Raw genomic sequence first — 17,558 nt, 5'->3', positions numbered from 1 at the left:
TCTACCAGTTTCACCAGAACCGCTGGGTTATAGGCATTCTTACCAAACCAAAGTCTTCTGTCGGCGCTCGCGCTGATAACCCCTCGTTCGGCTACCGTGAGCGCCCGTCGAACTTGCATGAAGAATCTATCAACAGCCGTCAATGACGCCTTCAGGTGCAGCCGGGCAAAATGACGAAGCTGGTCACTCCGCTTTTCCGGGTCAGTCTCGGGTTCGTCAATATCAGTGAGCCACGAAACTCCCTTTTGTGGCTCTCGCATGTCCGCGATTGGATGTCGAAACCAAGGGTCGCCCCACTTGCCAATAAGTGTTGGGCTGCTTAACTCTTCCAGGGCCAGGATTAAGCTGGCCTCTTCCTCGTCAACTCCGGCGTCACTCATTACCTTCCGGAGTCGCCGCTTGGCAGCGCCAACAATCCCCTTCTTCTGGTCAACCGTGAATTCCTTGAGGACCTTTACGTAGAATGCGTCTGCGGTCCTATTTAGAACGCGCTCCGGAACGCTCACCAAGATTGCAGCCCGAATACCAGATTCTTGGTCAACGAAGAATCTTAGTTTCTCTGCCTTCTGCAGCAATCTCGTCACGAACTGAATATGTGCCGCCATGACGGTCTGCTCGTGCAAGAGCATGCCCTTGGCCGGCGCCCTGGTCGCCGTCGAGGGGTCGTCGCCGCTCTCGATGTCCTCGCGCTCCTGAGCCGCGTCATAGGTGTCCTTGACAGCCGCGAGCAGCTCCCCAGGCAGCTCAGTTGGCTCCTCGCTGGCCCGTCGGGTGCCCTTACGGCTCGCGGCAGCCCGTACCGCAGCGTCATCCCAGTCTTGGGGTAACCAAACCCGAGCAAACCGTCGAAAGGGTTTTGCCAATCGCTGGTCGCCGAATTTGGTCATCTCCTCCTTGACCTTCTCACTATCCATCTCGCCATCGAAGTTGACGTTCGCCGCGTACAGGTAGCCTGTTATTTGGTCGGCGCTCGCGATGGAAAGGAGGACAGTGTTCTTTCTGCTCTTCCGGTCCGACCAGTTGACAATGAGCTTTTGTCGGTCGGTCGAGATATACCTCTTGCCGAGGTCCTCCCGGTCAAGAAGCCCGCGCTCTCGCTCGCCAGCAAAAATCTGGCATTGCTCGTGGATAAAGTCGATTCGGTCGTAGAGAATAGCAGGCGAAATTCCCAGCACCTTGATGATTCGCCGCAAGGGCATCGAATTCATCAGATGCTCGAATATGCCAATGTTCGGATGGGTTTTCTGTTGGCGCTTTGTCGAGCGACCGCCAAAGACGAATATCTTTCGACAGGCTCCGCACTTGAATCGCGGCGTGCCGTGTGCGTTAGTTCCGAATCTTGTGTGCCGCCCACTATGTTCAGGTTCGGCTTTGCGGAATAGCTCGCAGTCCTCGTTGGGACACGTTGGAAGCTGGGGCTCCAGGTATCTGCCGATTCGCAATAACTCTTCCGCGATGGCCAGATTGCTCTGCATGGGAAAGCTTTCCCTGCAAAGGTGGCAAAACAGATTTGGTTGACCCTTACCGCTGGCGACAACGCGGTAGTCTCCGGGTGCGTATCCACCCGGCTTTCGGGCGGCGGCCCCACGCTTGGACTCGTTGTGGGGCGGTACGCCAAAGTTGGCGCACTTAGGGTTCCGGCAGTGGTTGACCTGGATGCCGGCGGCGGTCGGAGGGAACCGCCAAGGCCATTCGCCGGACGAAACCGCTCCTGGAAGCGATTTCACCTCAGACAAAGAAGCGCCCCAGTCGTTGACTGGGGCGCATTGTGGGCCAATCAGGGCTACCTTAGCAACTCTTTCCGAGAACGGCTAGGCCAATTGTGGCACGCGCGGCAATGCCCCGGGCCGTCAACCGGGTCAGCGCAGCGCGCGATAGATCTCTTCTGCCAAGTCGTGAGATATGCCCTCGACCGTGGCGAGGTCGTCCACGCTGGCATCTGCCACGCCGCGCACGCCCCCAAAGCGCTGAAGCAGCCTTGCCCGTTTTTTAGGCCCCACACCGGGTATATCTTCCAATCGGCTGCCGCCTACGCGTACTTTTGCACGAGCGGCGCGCATTCCGGTGATGGCGAAGCGGTGGGCCTCGTCACGGATCTGCGCCACGAGCATCAGCGCAGCCGAGTCTCGCCCCAGATAGACTTTGTCGCGTCCATCCGCAAAGACCAGTTCTTCCAGCCCCACCTTGCGGCCCTCCCCCTTTTCGACACCAACGATGCGTGAGATATCCAGGCCCAGTTCCTGGAACACATCGCGCGCCATGCTTACTTGCCCCTTGCCACCGTCCACCAGCACCAGGTCCGGCAAGCGCGGGGCATTTGTCACCTCCGCCCCCCCTGCCTCACGCTGTGCTTCGGCAACCTTGCTGTAGCGACGCATGAGTACCTGACGCATAGCTGCATAGTCATCGCCTGGGGTAATGCCCTCGATTTTGAAACGGCGGTACTCGCCACTTTGCATTTTGTGGTGATGAAAGACCACGCAGGAAGCCTGGGTCGCCTCCCCTGCAGTGTGCGAAATGTCGAAACACTCGATGGTGAGTTCATCCAAGCTCTCTGCCTCCAGATCCAGCGCTTCCGCCAGGGCACGCGTGCGCGCCCGCTGGGAACCCTCCTCCGCCAGCAACCGTGCCAACTGAATCTGTGCGTTCTGCTCCGCCATTTCCAGCCAGATTCGCCGTTGTTCGCGCGGCTGGTGAACCACTGTCGCTCGCACCCCCGTCTGCTGTGCCAGCACCCAAAGCAATGCGGGGTCGACTGGCTCGCTCGTAATCAGTGTCGGTGGCAACGGTACCCCCAGGTAGTGCTGCGCAATGAACGCAGCAAGGATCTGCGCCGGCACCGACTGCTCGAGTCCGCCAGCCTCCTCTACCATTAGGTTATCCGGAGCATCCTCGCGCGTTTCCAGTTGGAAGACACCTGTCGCTTCCTCTACGTGAACCGGAAAGTAAGGCCTGTCGCCAAGGTGCCGGCCACCGCGCACCATTGCCAGGTTGACGCAGGCACGGCCGCCAGCCACTTTAACGGCAAGTATGTCCACGTCCTTGTCCGATGCCGTCTCCACCGCTTGTTGGTGCAACACACGTGCGAGTGCCGTGATCTGATTGCGGACCTCAGCCGCCTGTTCAAACTCCAGCTTCTCGGCGTACGCGAGCATGCGCTCTTCCAGCGTTTGAAGCAGTTCCTGGGTTTCACCCAGCAGCATCGCTTCCGCACTGCGGACATCTGCTGCATAGGCCGTTGGGGAAATCAAACCCACACACGGAGCGGAGCAGCGTTTGATCTGGTACAACAAGCAGGGACGCGTGCGATTCGCAAACACCGTGTCTTCACAAGTACGCAACCGAAAAACCTTCTGCAGTAGCTGAATGCTTTCTTTGACGGCCCATGCGCCTGGGTAAGGACCGAAGTATCGGTGACGTTTATCCACAGCCCCCCGGTAATACGCCATGCGCGGGTAGCACTGCCCCGGAGCATCCCCCGTACCGTCCTTTGCCGAGACACCGGTGATCTTGAGATAAGGGTAGCTCTTGTCGTCCCGAAAAAGAATGTTGTACTTCGGGCCCAGGGACTTGATGAGATTATTTTCCAGCAGGAGCGCTTCGGCCTCGGAGCGCACCACCGTCGTTTCCAGCCGCGCAATTCTGCCCACCATATGGCCAATGCGCGTGCCTCCGTGCTGCTTGCTGAAGTAGCTGCTGACTCGCTTTTTCAGGTTGCGCGCCTTGCCGACATATAGCAAGACATTCTGTGCATCGAAGTAGCGGTACACCCCGGGCAAAGGTGGCAGCGCCGCCACCTGTGCCAGAAGCTCATCCGAATAGGTTGTGGTCATGACGCTATTGTGGGCACGCGTCGAAAGCCTCTTCTATACCGTGCGAGGGGAGCACTGCAACTCACGCCATGGTGCTCGACACAGAGATTTGTCGAGCACGTTAGTGAAGGTGACGCGGCCGGCGTCCGCCGCCATGCCCGCTGCCACCCGGACCTCGTGGCGGTTTACCAATTTCAAGCGAACTCACCAGCGCATCAAAACGTTGAGAGAAGAGCTTGTCAATCTCTGAGACAACGCCACCGAGCTCCGAGCCGTCGAAGTGCCGCTCCATCAGATTGACCACATCTTGCACAAGAAGGTCACGTTGTACTTGCATGATGGCGGCGGGAGTGGGGCCCACAAACAGCATCACGAAATCATCACGCGCCTCTTCGTCCTCGGGTGCCTCATCCTCATCGAACTCGGCATCGTAGAACGTCACCTCGATGGCTGCGCCCCGCTCAGCCAATTCATTGAGACTCATGCACATTTCATCCAGAGACTGGCGGAAGTCTTCGTCGCCACGCACCGTCCAGCACATCTGCAGGATGTGCTCCTTGACATCGAACTGTATGCCCGGCTCCTCCTCATAGGCGCTCGAAGCTCCATCCGCGAGCGAACGCGCACCAGCGTACTTCCACAATGGCTTGAGTGCTTCCTGAAGCTGACTGAAGTCCACATCAGCACGCAATTGCACTTGACCATGGACGTGGATTTCAAAGGGAGCGTTGTAATGTGACATAGCGAATCCAGATGGTGCCCCGAGCCGGGGTCGAACCGGCACGCCCCTTCTCAGGAAGCGGCGGATTTTAAGCCAGAGCATGGCATCCGCACCGGGCTACCGATGGGCTTGGATGAGGCTTGCTGTAGCAGGTTTTCCCCCAGGCCAATGCCTTCGATCATATCCCGGTGCGCGATGCAAACCGCCCCGGTTCCCCTCCGCCTGGCTCCTAGCCGGCCCCTGGAATCGGGACCTATCAGGAGCACCTCATGGCGAAAATCAAACTCACCAAGTCCGTCGTTGACACGGCGCAGGCGCAAACCTGCGACGTGGAACTCCGGGATACGCTCGTTCCGGGCTTCTTGTGCAAGGTTACACCAACCGGGCGCAAGGTCTTTATGGTTCAGTACCGCACGAACTCCGGCGTGCGGCGCAAGCCGGCAATCGGCCAGTTCGGCGAGCTGACGGTCGAACAGGCCCGGTCGCTGGCACAAGACTGGCTGGCCGAAGTCCGGCGCGGGGGCGACCCCGGACTCGACAAGGCCGAGGCCCGCAAGGCGCCGACGGTCAAGGAGCTGTGCGGCCGGTTCATGGACGATCACTCCAAGCCGCACAACAAGCCCAGCACGCAGGCCGGCTACCAGTACCAGATCGACAGCTTCGTCATCCCAGCCTTCGGCAGCAAGAAGGCTCACGAGGTTACGCGCAACGACATTACCGCGCTGATGAAGCGCATGGAGAAGTCCCCCACCCAGGCCAACCGCGTGCTGTCGCTCGTCCGCAAGATGTTCAACCTGGCCGAGCTGTGGGGCTATCGGCCCGATGGCTCCAATCCCTGCCGTCACGTCCCCAAGTACCCGGAAAAGGGTTCGACCCGGCTCATCACCGACGACCAGATGACCAAGCTGTTCGCCTATCTGGAGAAGGCCGAGGCAGAAGGCTTGGAGCACCCCATCCACCTGTTGGCCGTCCGGCTGCAATTCGAGTTCGCGGCGCGCATGTCGGAAATCCTGCTGTTGCAATGGGATTGGCTCGACCTGCCCAACGGCCGGGTGGTCTGGCCGGACAGCAAGACCGGTGATATGTCCAAGCCGTTGAGCGAGGAAGCCCGCCGGCGGCTGACCAATGCCCCCCGCTACGGCGATTCGCCCTATGTCTGCCCGGCGATCCTCGACCACAGCAAGCCCCTCAGCACCCATACCTACTATCAGGCTTGGCGGCGCATCCTTGACCGTGCCGGGGTGCCGAAGGTCGGCACCCACGGCATCCGCCACCGCTCGGCGACGGACATTGCCAATTCCGGTGTGCCGCTCAAGGTTGGCATGGCGCTGACGGCGCACAAGACCGTGGCGATGTTCATGCGCTACGTCCATACCGAGGACGATCCGGTGCGGCAAGCGGCCGAACTGGTGGCGGCCCGGCGCAAGACGATCACGGGTGCGCAGCGCCCGGCAGAGCTAGAAGCATGAGAAGGACACTGCCCACTGCGGTTGCGCGGGGAGCTGCCGCAGCCTGCCAACAAGGAAATCCGAGACAGTGTCTCGGAAATGTGGGCGCCGGCTCGCCCCTTCATCCTTGACTTTCATTCGTCTATAAACGAAAATGACCATGTACCGAATCGAGCACTACCTCACGGCCGACGGCCAGAAGGATCTCTACACCGACTGGCTGCGGCGCTTGCGTGATGCCCAAGCCAAGGTGGCGGTCATCCGTCGCGTGGCCCGTGTCGAGCAAGGCAACTTCGGTGACCACAAGTTTTGCCGCGATGGCGTGTGGGAGCTACGCATCGACGTGGGGCCAGGCTATCGGGTGTATTACGGCTTGGCGGGCCAGCGGCTGGTGCTGCTGCTGTGCGGTGGCGACAAGCGCACGCAGGATGCGGACATTGACCGGGCGGTGGACTATTGGCAGGACTGGCAACGGAGAACCGACGAATGAGAAGCAGACCCCATGACGAGGCGATGGCCGAGCTGTACCGCAGCGATCCGGCGCTCGCACTGGAAGTCATCAACAACATCCTGGCCGATGGCGACCAGGCCGAGCTGATGACCGTGCTGCGCCAGCTTGCACAGGCAGTCGGTGGCGTGCAGGCGGTGGCCGAACAGGCTCACCTGAACCCGACTCAGCTTTACCGCACGCTGTCGCCGAAGGGCAATCCCGCCCTGAACAGCCTGACCGCCATCCTCAAGGCGATGGGCCTGCGCTTGGCGGTGCAGCCACTGCCTTCGCCGCCGTCCGCGCACGTGGCTTGACCCTCGGCGGGAAAGCGCCCGCCGATTCTCGTATCACTGATACGACAATTTCTCCCGTTCATGCCCTGGTGTCAGCTTGGGCGTCCCGGCGCGCCGCCGGCGCGCTGTCTTACTGCACATCAGGCCTCGCTGTACGAGTCTCGCCCCCCAGCGGGCTTCTTCATCGTCGGCAAGTTCGACTCACCGCCGTTAATCCTCAAATCATTCGGCAGCCTACTCGAAATTCAGGCGATCCCTATACCTTCCAGTGGGTCTGGTAGTTGGGACCGTCAGAAAAAGGCTTCGCGCTCGGCGGGAAGACTTGAATGGTCAACGGGATGGGGAAATCGGCGCCGATGATCGCAGCCTCGCCGGGCTTCAGATTGGGCAGAAACGACGATGCCGATCGGTCGATTTCGCCGCAGGCGCGTTCGACAACCTCGCGGTCCCGATCATTCGTGAGCCGATGTACCACGAGTGTTCCCATCTGGCTCAGAACACCTTCCGTTATGTCGCGTGGGCGCTGAGTTGACAGACAGATATTGAGTCCGTACTTACGGCCCTCTTTGGCGATCAACTCGAATGCGTCCAGGCGGGCAACCGCGTCATCGGCTCCGATATGCCGCCCGAGAAAGTTGTGTGCCTCATCGACGATGACGACAACAGGGCAACTCTTGAATGCGCCATCGCGTGCCATGTTGAGAAGATGCCGTCCGATCACGTTCGCGATGATCTCGCGCGCCTTGAACTCAAAGGCAACGCCACTCAGGCATATCCGAAGCAACCGATCTTCGTTGGAGACGAAGGATGAGATGCTTTCCGTCAATGCAGGAGCCTTCGACTTGAAGACACAGTCGAAGGACGATGAACTGAGAATGCCGCTAATGCGCGACATCAAGGACAGGCAGTATGAGACCTCGCCCGAGTCGCCACCCCATTTTGTGGTGTCTTTTGATCCCCGGGCCACGCCGAATCCGTCCGGGTAAACGCACTCCTGCTCGATCTGTGAAACGAGCTTCCACACGTCGAACGCTTGCTGTGGATCATCAAGTTTCTCCGCGATGCCAGCCTTGGCTTCTTCGGTCAGGATCGGGACCTTAGACTGATCGATCTTCTTGATAATCCCGCCTGTCGCAACATGAGGAGCGAGAGTGGCGAGTCGAAGGCTGCGAATCGCCGCACGCAGTTTCGGCCCCTGAACCTTGCCAGCAGGCTCGAACAGCGCGATAAAGTCCGACTCCATGAAGGACGTATGCGGCAACGAACAAGAAGCAGAAGACTTCGCAGTGCTGACCGGCGCACCCAGGTGAAGATTTGAGACGTGTTCTCCGTCGAACCCGCGATATTCCCCCGTCGCGTCCAAGAGGATGATCTTGGTCTTGTAGCGCAGGCATTCTTCAATGATCCGAGCGGTCGTCCAACTCTTGCCGCCGCCAGTGGCGCCCAGAATCGCGCAGTGCCGGCCGAACAGTTTCTCCGGCTTGACCGACACGTAGCTTTCAGGCGCGACATCGATCGAGCCCAGCTTGAGAAGGACGTGGCTCGCTTCGGTCTCCGCCGCCTCCATGAACTTCGGTAAGTTGGCGATGAAGCTGTGCGGCGCAGCGTAAACGCGGTCGCCCAAGCGAGGATAGGAGTCAACGCCCGCCGAGATTCGAAGTGAGTCCATTGCGATGGAGCCCAGCAGTTGGATCGTCCCGATGCCGTCCAGATCCGGCACCCTGCCATGCGAGGTGTCGATCAGGCGCCTGTCGGCATCTGGCAAATGGATCTCGACCACCCGTCCAAGCAGGAGGTTGATCTGTCCCTCGATCAGGACGAACTCTCCAACCTCACCTTTTCCGTATCGGCCACCCAGAAAGTGGGAACCGCTGGGCGAGCCCGCCTCGTTGAGGTTGAACTTCACCACCTGGGCGGAAACGGAGCACAACTGGCCAACATACAACTCCGGTCGGAGCAATCCGCGCGGAAAAGCGTCGGTGACGTCGAGCGCGGTACTCATGTCGGTTTGACCAGCGACTTGATGTCGCGCGTGAGCCGCTGCGCGGGCGTCAGCGATTTGAGGTCCGGAATCATCTCGGCGAACTCGCTGAACGTGGCATTGATCAGCCACACATCCTCGCCCTGTTTAGCGAGGCTGTAGAGCGCATCCCAGTATCGGTTGTTTTCCTTGGGCCGGGAGGTCAGGTCGTCCGCCGAGGGATTGACGATGATCAACCGCAAATGCGGGTTGGTGCGGACCGCCGCGACAATAGGTTCAGACAAGTGATCGTCATTGAAGCCGAACCCCGAGACAATGAGGCAGGTATTCGGTTCACGCAGCGCCGCCAGGTACTGGGAGATCAGTTCCAGGTGCGGTTGTACGTAGGACTGTTGGTATTTTCCTTTGGCGGGATAGATGAGACAGGCCGTTTCCGGTGTTGGATCGGTCTTGATCTCGATATCGCCCGAACTGGACTGATCCCAGTTGACCGAACCATGCAATTTGTAGAGGTGAAACACACCCTCCAGCGGATTGCCGACCTCATCGCCGGTCGAAGGTCGGCGGACGATGTCGTATAGGAAGAACCGCGGGTCAAATTGCCTGGGCTGCGTGAACGAGAAACCGTCGAGCAAGACCAGCCCCTGCTTGCCAGCAGCGCGCTCAAAGCACAGATCGTAGTTCGTCGTGAACAACTTCATCCGCGAGTCGCGGACGCGGCGACGAGACAGTCGATGTAGGAACGTGCGATGGCTCGCCAACTTTGAATCGTCGGCTCCATTGAGAAAAGCGGAGCACTTCTTCAGGATCACGGCCTTTGAGGCGGATACGAATTTTTCGACCTGCTCGCTCTTCTTGATCTGAAGGTATGCGTCACACCGTGAAAGAAGGGCCTCGATGTTCTCATGTTCGACGGCAGTCTCATAGCCGATCTCAGAAATGACAGCTTCAGCCTGCTCGGTCGGCTTCCGCTCATCCTTTCCAGTGTCGGGATTCGAGTTCACGCAGTGGTCCCACAGCGTCCACATCGAAGGACCGTTGATCTCTCCCAGAGATGTTCCACTTCCTGCGAGTGCAACCACATGTTGCATCTGAAGCGAGGACAGCAATACCGCCTTCAGTTCTTCGCGCGCTGCGGCGGCCTCCGACAGCATCTGCTGCCTCTTGGCATCATCGGCCTCGCCAGCCGCGTCCGGCCTGAGCGCCTTCCAAGTGCCGGCTTCCGGACTGAAGAAAAGTTGTTGACCGAAGGTGGTCGGCTGTGGCGTCGTCATGTCGTCCCTACAGATGTATTTGGATTCTTCCGGATACCCGATCGCCCCGGACTTGTCCTTTGGAATAGTAACAAAGCGCTTCGCACATTCTGGCCGACCCGCGGCCCCAATATCCATGAAAGCCAAGGCCGTGCGTCCCGGCGCGATGCGCCGTCTGGTTCGCGGGCTGCGCCCCGCGCCTCGTGCCGAGTCGCGGCCATTCGGCTTTGACCCCTGACGCCTCCGGCCCTCTCGGGCCTGCGCGCTCCGCTTGCCCCCAAAGCCGACTGTGTGCAGTGGGCGGGTGTGGGCGGTCTTGCTGTTCCCTTCACCGTATCACGGCGTTCTCGCTGTCAAGGGCGGCGCGCGCCATGCGCGCTTGCGTCCTCGCGGCCGTCTAGCGACCCCTGACTGCTTGCGCTGCGCCGTGCTGGCGCCGGTTCCGGGCAATTCCGCCCGAGCAACCGGAGCACGATCATGTCGCAACTGACCCTCTCACTCGATACCCCGCTGATGGTGCGCGATGGCCGTGGGCGCTATCGGCCGGCGGACGCCGACCAGATTCTGGAAGCCGCACGCCAGGTTATCGAACAGAAGATGCAGCGTGGCGCCGAGTTCACTTCGCCGGTGGTGGTCAAGGACTACCTGCGCGCCAAGCTGGCCGGCTTCGAGCACGAAGTCTTCGCGGTGTTGTTCCTCGACACGCGCCATCGGCTGATCGACTACGTGGAGATGTTCCACGGCACGATCGACGCCGCCGAGGTGCATCCGCGCGAGGTGGTCAAGCTGGCGCTGCGGCTCAATGCGGCGGCGGTCATCGTTTCGCACAACCATCCGAGCGGGAACCCCGAGCCGAGCGCGGCCGACAAGGCGCTGACCTCGCAGCTTCGGCAGGCGCTGGCGCTGGTGGACGTTCGCACGTTGGATCACATCATCGTCGCGGGAAGCCGTACCACGTCATTCGCCGAGCGCGGCCTGCTTTGACCTTTGGGGGCTTCGGCCCCCATTTTTTGCTGCGCCCGGCGGCGCAACTCCGGCCCTCGCGGGCCTGCGCGTGCTGCGCACTTGCCGAAAACCGGGCTGCGTGGAGGTGTGAGGGAGGCGGTCTTGCTGTTCCCTTCATCGTGCCACGGCGTTCTCGCCGTCAAGGGCTGCGCGCCGATGGCGCTTGCGTCCTGGCGGCCGTCGTTGACCCAAATCCGCCCGGCAACCTTTCAGGAGTTCACCATGAACAACGCACTCATCACTGACGAACAGCGCATCGTGCTGCTGGCCAAAGGCCGCGAATCGCTGGAGAACCCGGACTTCGATCCGGCCCCCGTGGTCAAGCTGTTCACGCCGGACGCCGGCGCGACCTGGCTGCTGACCGAGATTGATCCCGACGACCACGACCACGCCTTTGGTCTTTGCGACCTGGGCCTGGGTGCGCCGGAAATCGGCTGGGTCAGCCTGGGCGAACTGACGACTGTGCGCGGCGGGTTGGGCCTGCCGATCGAGCGTGACCTGTCTTTCCGGGCCGAGAAGCGATTGAGCGCCTACGCGCGCGATGCGCGGCTGGTCGGGCGGATTGCTGTCTGACCCGGCCCTGGGAGCGCCGCAAGGCGCTCCTTGCGCTTTCTTGACCATCGAAGGAGATCAATGCCATGAGCAGCCATCACGACTACATCATCGAGATCACCGCGCAGCACGATGCGCTCAAGCCGTTCGCGCCAGAGAACGGCCAGCCCTTGCGCTTCAAGATCGGCGACGCGGTGATCTACACCAACGAATACGGCGCGCGGTTTCGGCGCCGCGTCGCCGGGTTCTACCAGCCCGCCGGGCTGTCTGGTCTGTACGCGCGTGGTGCGCGCTACCTGCTGGACTCGTCATCGCCGTGGATGCCGGTGTCGGAATCCAGCCTGCGTCCTGACGACTCGGCGTGATGCCTTCGCGCCCCTTCCGGGGCGCTGCGCGCTTCGCTTGCCTCCGGGGGAAAGCCCTGCGGGCTATCCCCGCCGCGCAATGCTTCGCGCCCCTCAAAGACCGCCGAACCGGCGGCGCCGGATCGGCCAGATCGCAGCCGCCGCTGTCGAACCTGTTTCCCGATGACTGGCGCATGAGCTTGTGCATCGAGCATTGAAGGCTGTGCGTCCCCGGCCAAGAAACATGGCCGGTCGCGCTGTCGTGCGCGCTGCGCATCGAGCCGCCTGCGGCGTCTCGCCCCTTCCGGGCTTCCATCGTTCCCTCGCTCCGCTCGGCTGACGCCTCCGGCCCGGCTTCCAGATCCGGGCCTGCGCGCTTCGCTTGCCGTGCGGTCGGCGTGTTGAGGGGCCGTTGCCTTGTCCAGCCGTCTCCCCTGACTTCATCACCTTCACCGCGACTGTAGCCCGCGCCCGTGTGCCGTCAAGGCGCGCAGGGCCGTGTCCTCGCTTCGCTGCGGGCCGCACCAACCCTGCGCTTGCCTCCTTGACGGCACCCGTCCGCGCGCTCCTGACCGTCGCGGGCGATGAACTCAGGAAAGACGGTGGCAACAGGGCCAACCGGGTTCCTCGTGCCGACCGCACCAAACAGCCGAAAGGCTGGGCTCCGAATCTAGGAATCCGGTGTGCGGTGTGAACAGCAAACCCTTCTTTCTTTGTCAGGAGAAATGCCATGCAACTCGCATCCCGCTTCGCTTCCCGTTCTCCGGTGCTGCGTTCGGAACGTCCCTTGTCCGATGACCAAATCCGGGCCGTGGCCCCGTCCATCTTCGCGGAGGCACCGCACGAAAGCCGCTCCGAGCGGTACAGCTACATCCCCACCGCGACCGTGCTGCAAGAACTGCGCGGGGAAGGCTTCGAGCCTTTCATGGTGACGCAGACCCGCGTGCGCCACGACGACCGCCGCGACTACACCAAGCACATGATCCGCCTGCGTCACGCCAGCCAGATCAACGGCCGCGAGGCCAACGAAATCATCCTGCTGAACTCCCATGACGGCACCAGCAGCTATCAGATGCTGGCCGGGATGTTCCGCTTCGTTTGCAGCAATGGCCTTGTCTGCGGTGACACCGTGGCCGACGTGCGCGTGCCCCACAAGGGCGACGTAGCCGGGCACGTCATCGAAGGCGCTTACGAAGTCCTGCACGGCTTCGACCGGGCGCAGGAATCCCGCGATGCCATGCGCGCCATCACGCTCGACGCCGGGGAATCGGAAGTGTTCGCCCGCGCTGCGCTGGCGTTGAAGTATGACGAGGACAAGCCCGCGCCCATCACGGAATCGCAAATCCTGATGCCGCGCCGCCATGACGACGACCGCCGCGACCTGTGGAGCGTGTTCAACCGCACGCAGGAGAACTTGACCAAAGGCGGCCTGTCCGCTCGCGCCGCAAATGGCCGCCGCCAGACCACCCGGCCCGTGCAGGGCATCGACCAAAGCGTGCGCCTGAACCGCGCCCTGTGGCTGCTGGCCGATGGCCTGCGCCAGTTGAAAGCCTGAATCCCCACGCGGCAAGGGCAGGCAGCAGCCCTTGCCGCTTCTCTCGCTGCTGCATCCCAACCGCAAGGAGTTATCACCATGAACGCCGTACCCAAAACCGAAACCGTCGCCATCGAAGCCGCCGCACCGCTGGAAATGGCCGACCCGTCCAAGAACCTGATTCTGGTTCCGCTCTCGCAGTTGCTGCCGCGCCGCTCCAAGCGCAACGCCCGCAAGATGCCGCGCCTGTCCATCCCCGAACTGGCCGCGAGCATTGCCCGCATCGGCTTGCTGCAAAACCTGATCGTCATCCTTTCCGCCGATGGCGAGACTTACGAGGTGGTGGCCGGTGATCGTCGCCTGACCGCCTTGAAGCTGCTGGCGAAGAAGAAGCGCATTCCCGCCGACTACGAAGTGCCGTGCCTGCTGGTGCCCGATGCTTCGGCCCGTACCGTCAGCCTCGCGGAAAACCTGATGCGCGAGCAGATGCACCCCGCCGACCAGTTCGAGGCGTTCGCCGCGCTGGTCAAGGAAGGTCGGCCCATCGAGGACATTGCCGCAGACTTCGGCGTGTCCCCGTTGGTGGTGCAGCGCCGCTTGAAGCTCGCCCACATCGCGCCGCGCCTGATGGCCGACTACCGCGCCGGAACCGTCACGCTGGAACAGTTGATGGCCTTGACCATCACCGACGACCACGCCGCGCAGGAAGCCGCGTTCTATGGTGCGCCGGAATGGCAGCGCAGCCCGTCCAAGCTGCGCGAGCGCCTGACCGAGCGCGAAATCGACGCCACGCACGCGCTGGTGCGCTTCGTCGGGCTGGAAACCTACCAGCAGGCAGGCGGCGGCATCCGCCGCGACCTGTTCGCGGAAGGCGATGCCGGAACCTACCTCACCGATACCCCAATGCTGGAAACGCTGGTGCGCGACAAGCTGGCAACGCTGGCCGAGGACGTGCGCGCCGAGGGCTGGGCATGGGTGGAGGCCGTGCCGCATCTGGCCTATGAGGAACGGCAGGCGTTCCAGAACGCCCCGCGCCATCGTCGCGAGCCGACCACCCGCGAGGCCCGCCGCATCGCCTCGCTGGAAACCCGCCTCGAAAAGATCGACGCCGAACTGGAAGAAGCCTGCGACGCCGAAGACGAGGCCAAGGCCGAGAAGCTGGAACAGCGGCGCGATCAGGTGGTCGGGGAACTGCAAGACGCGGAGGAAGCCTTGCAAGGCTACGCCCCCGAGGTGCGCGAGGTGGCCGGTGCCATCGTCACCATCGACCGCAACGGCGAGGCCGTCATTCATCGCGGCCTGCTGCGTGAGGCCGAGGCCAAGGCGCTGCGCACGCTGGAAAAGCTGCGGCGCGGTTTTGGCAGCACCGAAGGCGAAGCCGCCAACGACGAGCACGAGAACGCCGACGACGCGCCCAAGGCTGCGAGCCTGTCCGACCGGCTGGCGCAGCGGCTGAGTGCCCACCGCACGGCGGCGCTGCAAATCGAAGTCGCACGGCATCCGCACGTCGCGCTCGCCGCGCTTGTGCATGGCATGGTGCAGACCGTCTTGCAGCCCGACGCCTACGGCGATGGCCTGCCGCTGGGCGTGCGCCTCACGGTGCAAGACCGGCTGGAAGGCATGGCCCCGGACTGGCCGGAATCGCCCGCCGCCGTGGCGCTGCGCGAACTGCAACAGGTGGCAGGTGTTGCCTTGCCGGAGGACAGCGCCGAACTGTTTGCCGCGCTGCTGGCGAAGCCGCAAGACGAACTGTTGCGGCTGCTGGCCGTGTGCGTGGCTTCCACGGTGGACGTGGTGACGCCCCGCGCCACGACGCACCGGCCCGGCGAGGAACTGGCGCAGGCCGTGGGCCTCGACATGGCCGCATGGTGGAAGCCGACCGCAGAAGGCTACTTCAAGCACGCTTCCAAGGCCGCGATTCTGGATACCGTAGGCGCGTTTGCACCGGAATCCGTCACCCGGCTGGCGAAGCTCAAGAAGGCCGACATTGCCAGTGAGGCCGAGCGGCTGGCCGATGGCACGGGCTGGATGCCCGCCATCTTCAAGGCCGCTGGCCCGCAGGATGCCGCGCAGGAAGAAAGCCCGAAGCAGGACGCCCCGGAGGATGCCGAAGCAATGGCGGATGAACCCGCCGAGGCGCTGGCCGCTTGAGCCGCGCCGAAGGCAAGCGCCCCGGCCTCGACCGGGGCGCTTCGCTGCAAGGAGAAGCCCCCATGACCCGCACCACCACCAGCCGCCCGCGCATGGCGGCGATCTACGCACCCGGCACCGTACGCGCCCGCCGCTGGCACGGCGCAGACGACGTGCGCGGCTACCGCCCGCCCTCGGGCTGGTCGGCCCGCGCCGACCTCACCGACATTCATCCCATCACGGGCCGCACCTTGCCGCGTGCCGTGTGGTGGCTCATCGAGACGAAGGAATAACCGCGATCAGCACCGCGCCCATGCCGTACCGTCCTGGGCGCGGTGGACGCAAAATCCGGGCGCGGCAGTGGCCGCGCCCGGTGTTCAAGGCCAACAACCGAATCAGAACGCCGCTGCCTTCGCGGCGGCGGCATCAGACGATGCCGTGCTGCCTCAGCAGCGCCTGTTCGTCACCTGATACCCAGCCGAATATCTTGGGTTCGCCGTCAAGCTGCTGCATCAGGTAATGAACGTCGAAGTCGATGGACACGTCCGGGGCTGCGCCCCGGTCATAGGTCGCCGTCCAGGCGACGTGCGCGAGGCAGTGGTGGTCGTCGATGGGGTCGATGCGAACCCCGCGCAGCATCATGTCCTTCGTGCCGAGCTGGCGGTAGCGCTCGAATCCTTGGCGCATGACCTGTTTCAGTTGCTCGTCGTTCTGGCCTGCCATGACCCCGGCTGGCGAGGCCGCGATGAAGGCAGTGGCGTAGGACGAGGCGACCTGCTCCATGTCCGCTTCGTTTTTCAGTCCTTGGCGGAAGAAGTGCTGGTATCGCTTGAAGAACTCATGGATGCGCTTTTCTTCCATCGGTGCTTCCTTGGGCGTGGGCTTCGCTGTTCGTAATCGTCATGTTAGGGCGTGTCGGCGCACAGCGCCGCCGGGCTTTCGGGCTGCGCCCCGTGCCGTCTTTGCCGTCACGGCCATTCGGCTTCAATCCCTCACGCCTTCGCGCCTGCGGCGCTGCGCGCTTCGCTTGCCTCCAGGGGAAAGCCCTGCGGGCTATCCCCGCCGCGCGATGCTTGGCACCCCTCAATGCCGCCGAACCGGCTGCGCCGGATCGGCCCGGCCAGCGCCCCGCCGCGATGGACGGGGCGCTGGCGAACACGCTGGCGCTCGCTGCGGCAGGTTGTGCAGGTGCGTGCCGTCCTCAACGCTGGCGGTTCCTGCCCATCACGTCACGAAGGACGGTTCACGGACGACCCGCCCGGCATCGCTATGGAGCTTCCAAGCCACGCCTCAAGACCGGCGCCGCAAGGTGTGGCGTGGGCATTCTCGCCTGTCGTTTCGGGGTTGACCTGGCCCGCGTCAGCGGGCGAGCCGGAGAAGCCTTCGGGCGGGGATGCCGAGTCGGCCCTATCTCCTTTCGGAGCGGTTCGGCCCAAGGCGTCCTTGTCTCGTTGTGAATCCTGGCGGGGGGCGCGGCTGCGCCTCGGGCTTCATGGCTGCAACCGTCCGGCGAAAACAATTTCCCCGCCGCTGCGCGGCTTCCTCGCGCGGCAAATTCTTTTCGCCTCCCGGCTCTCCACTGCGTTGCGACCGCAAGCGGTGCAGCCAGCCCGTCCCCCGCCGGCCGGATCACAACAAGGACGCGATGGGCGCGAACCTTGTTCAACAGAAAGGAGAAAACATCATGGCCAACATCGGCACCTTCACCACCGACAAAGACGGCTTCACCGGCACGCTTCGCACCCTGACGCTCAACGTCAAGGTCAAGCTGGTTCCCAACGACAAGGGCAGCAGCGAGAACGCCCCCGACTTCCGCCTCCAGGCCGCCGGCCACGACATCGGCGCGGCCTGGAACAAGACCAGCGAGGCCGGGCGGGAATACAAGTCCGTGACCCTCGACGATCCTTCGTTCCCGGCTCCGGTCTATGCCCGCCTGATCGAAGGCGAGGACGGCACGCACGACCTGATCTGGTCGCGCAGCAAGCCCCAGGCGGC

General features: G+C 62.8%; 16 protein-coding genes. 10 read left to right on the top strand and 6 right to left on the bottom strand.

Annotation, left to right across the window (positions count from 1 at the left end; translation table 11 throughout):
* The 3 genes from BV908_RS20410 to BV908_RS20400 form a co-directional block, all read right to left on the bottom strand.
* On the bottom strand, positions 1–1,475 hold a 1,475-nt coding region (locus tag BV908_RS20410), incomplete at its 3' end, for a hypothetical protein (protein WP_146052208.1).
* Between the two features lie 384 nt (positions 1,476–1,859).
* Positions 1,860–3,833 carry an excinuclease ABC subunit UvrC gene (uvrC, locus tag BV908_RS20405; RefSeq protein ID WP_103739065.1) on the bottom strand — a complete coding sequence of 658 codons (1,974 nt, stop codon included), beginning with the start codon at positions 3,831–3,833 and terminating at the stop codon, positions 1,860–1,862.
* A 100-nt stretch (positions 3,834–3,933) separates the two neighbouring features.
* Complete coding sequence (locus BV908_RS20400; protein WP_103739064.1) at positions 3,934–4,554, bottom strand: DUF6806 family protein; 621 nt, start codon at positions 4,552–4,554, stop codon at positions 3,934–3,936.
* Between the two features lie 248 nt (positions 4,555–4,802).
* Here BV908_RS20400 and BV908_RS20395 point away from each other — a divergent pair, with 248 nt between their 5' ends.
* From BV908_RS20395 to BV908_RS20385, 3 genes are all read left to right on the top strand, one after another.
* Positions 4,803–6,002 carry a site-specific integrase gene (locus BV908_RS20395; protein ID WP_036193295.1) on the top strand — a complete coding sequence of 400 codons (1,200 nt, stop codon included), beginning with the start codon at positions 4,803–4,805 and terminating at the stop codon, positions 6,000–6,002.
* A gap of 133 nt (positions 6,003–6,135) precedes the next feature.
* Positions 6,136–6,471: a type II toxin-antitoxin system RelE/ParE family toxin gene (locus BV908_RS20390; protein WP_036193293.1), complete on the top strand. Its 336-nt coding sequence runs from the start codon at positions 6,136–6,138 to the stop codon at positions 6,469–6,471.
* A complete protein-coding gene (locus BV908_RS20385) occupies positions 6,468–6,785 on the top strand; it encodes an addiction module antidote protein (protein ID WP_036193290.1) in 318 nt (105 codons plus the stop codon). The genes BV908_RS20390 and BV908_RS20385 overlap by 4 nt, the downstream gene beginning before the upstream one ends.
* Positions 6,786–7,020: 235 nt before the next feature.
* On the opposite strand, the gene BV908_RS20380 is transcribed toward BV908_RS20385, so the two are convergent.
* Both BV908_RS20380 and BV908_RS20375 read right to left on the bottom strand, forming a co-directional pair.
* Positions 7,021–8,766 (bottom strand): ATP-binding protein, encoded by a 1,746-nt coding sequence (locus tag BV908_RS20380; RefSeq protein ID WP_036193288.1) that lies wholly within the window; start codon positions 8,764–8,766, stop codon positions 7,021–7,023.
* On the bottom strand, positions 8,763–10,136 hold the full coding sequence (locus BV908_RS20375) for an SIR2 family protein (protein WP_197540957.1): 1,374 nt from the start codon (positions 10,134–10,136) through the stop codon (positions 8,763–8,765). Before BV908_RS20375 ends, BV908_RS20380 begins: the two co-directional genes overlap by 4 nt.
* A gap of 339 nt (positions 10,137–10,475) precedes the next feature.
* Between BV908_RS20375 and radC the strand changes: the two genes are divergently transcribed.
* The 6 genes from radC to BV908_RS20340 all read left to right on the top strand — a co-directional run bounded on the left by radC (position 10,476) and on the right by BV908_RS20340 (position 15,856).
* A complete protein-coding gene (radC, locus tag BV908_RS20370; RefSeq protein ID WP_036193286.1) occupies positions 10,476–10,982 on the top strand; it encodes a DNA repair protein RadC in 507 nt (168 codons plus the stop codon).
* Positions 10,983–11,225: 243 nt separating this feature from the next.
* The gene (locus tag BV908_RS20365; RefSeq protein ID WP_036193284.1) at positions 11,226–11,576 is read left to right on the top strand and encodes a DUF2958 domain-containing protein; all 351 of its coding nucleotides are present in this window, start codon (positions 11,226–11,228) and stop codon (positions 11,574–11,576) included.
* 65 nt (positions 11,577–11,641) lie between these two features.
* Positions 11,642–11,920 carry a hypothetical protein gene (locus BV908_RS20360; protein ID WP_036193283.1) on the top strand — a complete coding sequence of 93 codons (279 nt, stop codon included), beginning with the start codon at positions 11,642–11,644 and terminating at the stop codon, positions 11,918–11,920.
* Between the two features lie 709 nt (positions 11,921–12,629).
* Positions 12,630–13,454, top strand: coding sequence for a DUF932 domain-containing protein (locus tag BV908_RS20350; RefSeq protein ID WP_019396530.1), 825 nt, complete (start codon positions 12,630–12,632; stop codon positions 13,452–13,454).
* A 78-nt stretch (positions 13,455–13,532) separates the two neighbouring features.
* Positions 13,533–15,584 (top strand): ParB/RepB/Spo0J family partition protein, encoded by a 2,052-nt coding sequence (locus BV908_RS20345; protein ID WP_036193282.1) that lies wholly within the window; start codon positions 13,533–13,535, stop codon positions 15,582–15,584.
* A 62-nt stretch (positions 15,585–15,646) separates the two neighbouring features.
* Positions 15,647–15,856 (top strand): hypothetical protein, encoded by a 210-nt coding sequence (locus BV908_RS20340; protein ID WP_036193281.1) that lies wholly within the window; start codon positions 15,647–15,649, stop codon positions 15,854–15,856.
* 133 nt (positions 15,857–15,989) lie between these two features.
* Here the strand turns inward: BV908_RS20340 and BV908_RS20335 are convergent, their stop codons facing one another.
* A complete protein-coding gene (locus BV908_RS20335; protein WP_036193280.1) occupies positions 15,990–16,424 on the bottom strand; it encodes a hypothetical protein in 435 nt (144 codons plus the stop codon).
* An 823-nt stretch (positions 16,425–17,247) separates the two neighbouring features.
* On the opposite strand from BV908_RS20335, the gene BV908_RS20320 reads away from it, so the two are divergent.
* The coding region (locus BV908_RS20320; RefSeq protein ID WP_003107092.1) for a DUF736 domain-containing protein at positions 17,248–17,558 on the top strand (311 nt) is incomplete at its 3' end.

The organism is Diaphorobacter sp. LR2014-1, from assembly GCF_002916785.1.
Taxonomy (GTDB): Bacteria; Pseudomonadota; Gammaproteobacteria; order Burkholderiales; family Burkholderiaceae_C; genus Diaphorobacter; species Diaphorobacter nitroreducens.
The sequence above is the reverse complement of the archived record's forward strand: the minus strand, read 5'-3'. Positions and strand labels throughout refer to the sequence as shown.

Excerpts from the sequence above, each read along its gene's own strand:
- uvrC (WP_103739065.1), bottom strand. The coding sequence starts at position 3,833 with ATGACCACAACCTATTCGGATGAGCTTCTGGCACAGGTGGCGGCGCTG.
- BV908_RS20400 (WP_103739064.1), bottom strand. The coding sequence starts at position 4,554 with ATGTCACATTACAACGCTCCCTTTGAAATCCACGTCCATGGTCAAGTG.
- BV908_RS20395 (WP_036193295.1), top strand. The coding sequence starts at position 4,803 with ATGGCGAAAATCAAACTCACCAAGTCCGTCGTTGACACGGCGCAGGCG.
- BV908_RS20390 (WP_036193293.1), top strand. The coding sequence starts at position 6,136 with ATGACCATGTACCGAATCGAGCACTACCTCACGGCCGACGGCCAGAAG.
- BV908_RS20385 (WP_036193290.1), top strand. The coding sequence starts at position 6,468 with ATGAGAAGCAGACCCCATGACGAGGCGATGGCCGAGCTGTACCGCAGC.
- BV908_RS20380 (WP_036193288.1), bottom strand. The coding sequence starts at position 8,766 with ATGAGTACCGCGCTCGACGTCACCGACGCTTTTCCGCGCGGATTGCTC.
- BV908_RS20375 (WP_197540957.1), bottom strand. The coding sequence starts at position 10,136 with ATGGATATTGGGGCCGCGGGTCGGCCAGAATGTGCGAAGCGCTTTGTT.
- radC (WP_036193286.1), top strand. The coding sequence starts at position 10,476 with ATGTCGCAACTGACCCTCTCACTCGATACCCCGCTGATGGTGCGCGAT.
- BV908_RS20365 (WP_036193284.1), top strand. The coding sequence starts at position 11,226 with ATGAACAACGCACTCATCACTGACGAACAGCGCATCGTGCTGCTGGCC.
- BV908_RS20360 (WP_036193283.1), top strand. The coding sequence starts at position 11,642 with ATGAGCAGCCATCACGACTACATCATCGAGATCACCGCGCAGCACGAT.
- BV908_RS20350 (WP_019396530.1), top strand. The coding sequence starts at position 12,630 with ATGCAACTCGCATCCCGCTTCGCTTCCCGTTCTCCGGTGCTGCGTTCG.
- BV908_RS20345 (WP_036193282.1), top strand. The coding sequence starts at position 13,533 with ATGAACGCCGTACCCAAAACCGAAACCGTCGCCATCGAAGCCGCCGCA.
- BV908_RS20340 (WP_036193281.1), top strand. The coding sequence starts at position 15,647 with ATGACCCGCACCACCACCAGCCGCCCGCGCATGGCGGCGATCTACGCA.
- BV908_RS20335 (WP_036193280.1), bottom strand. The coding sequence starts at position 16,424 with ATGGAAGAAAAGCGCATCCATGAGTTCTTCAAGCGATACCAGCACTTC.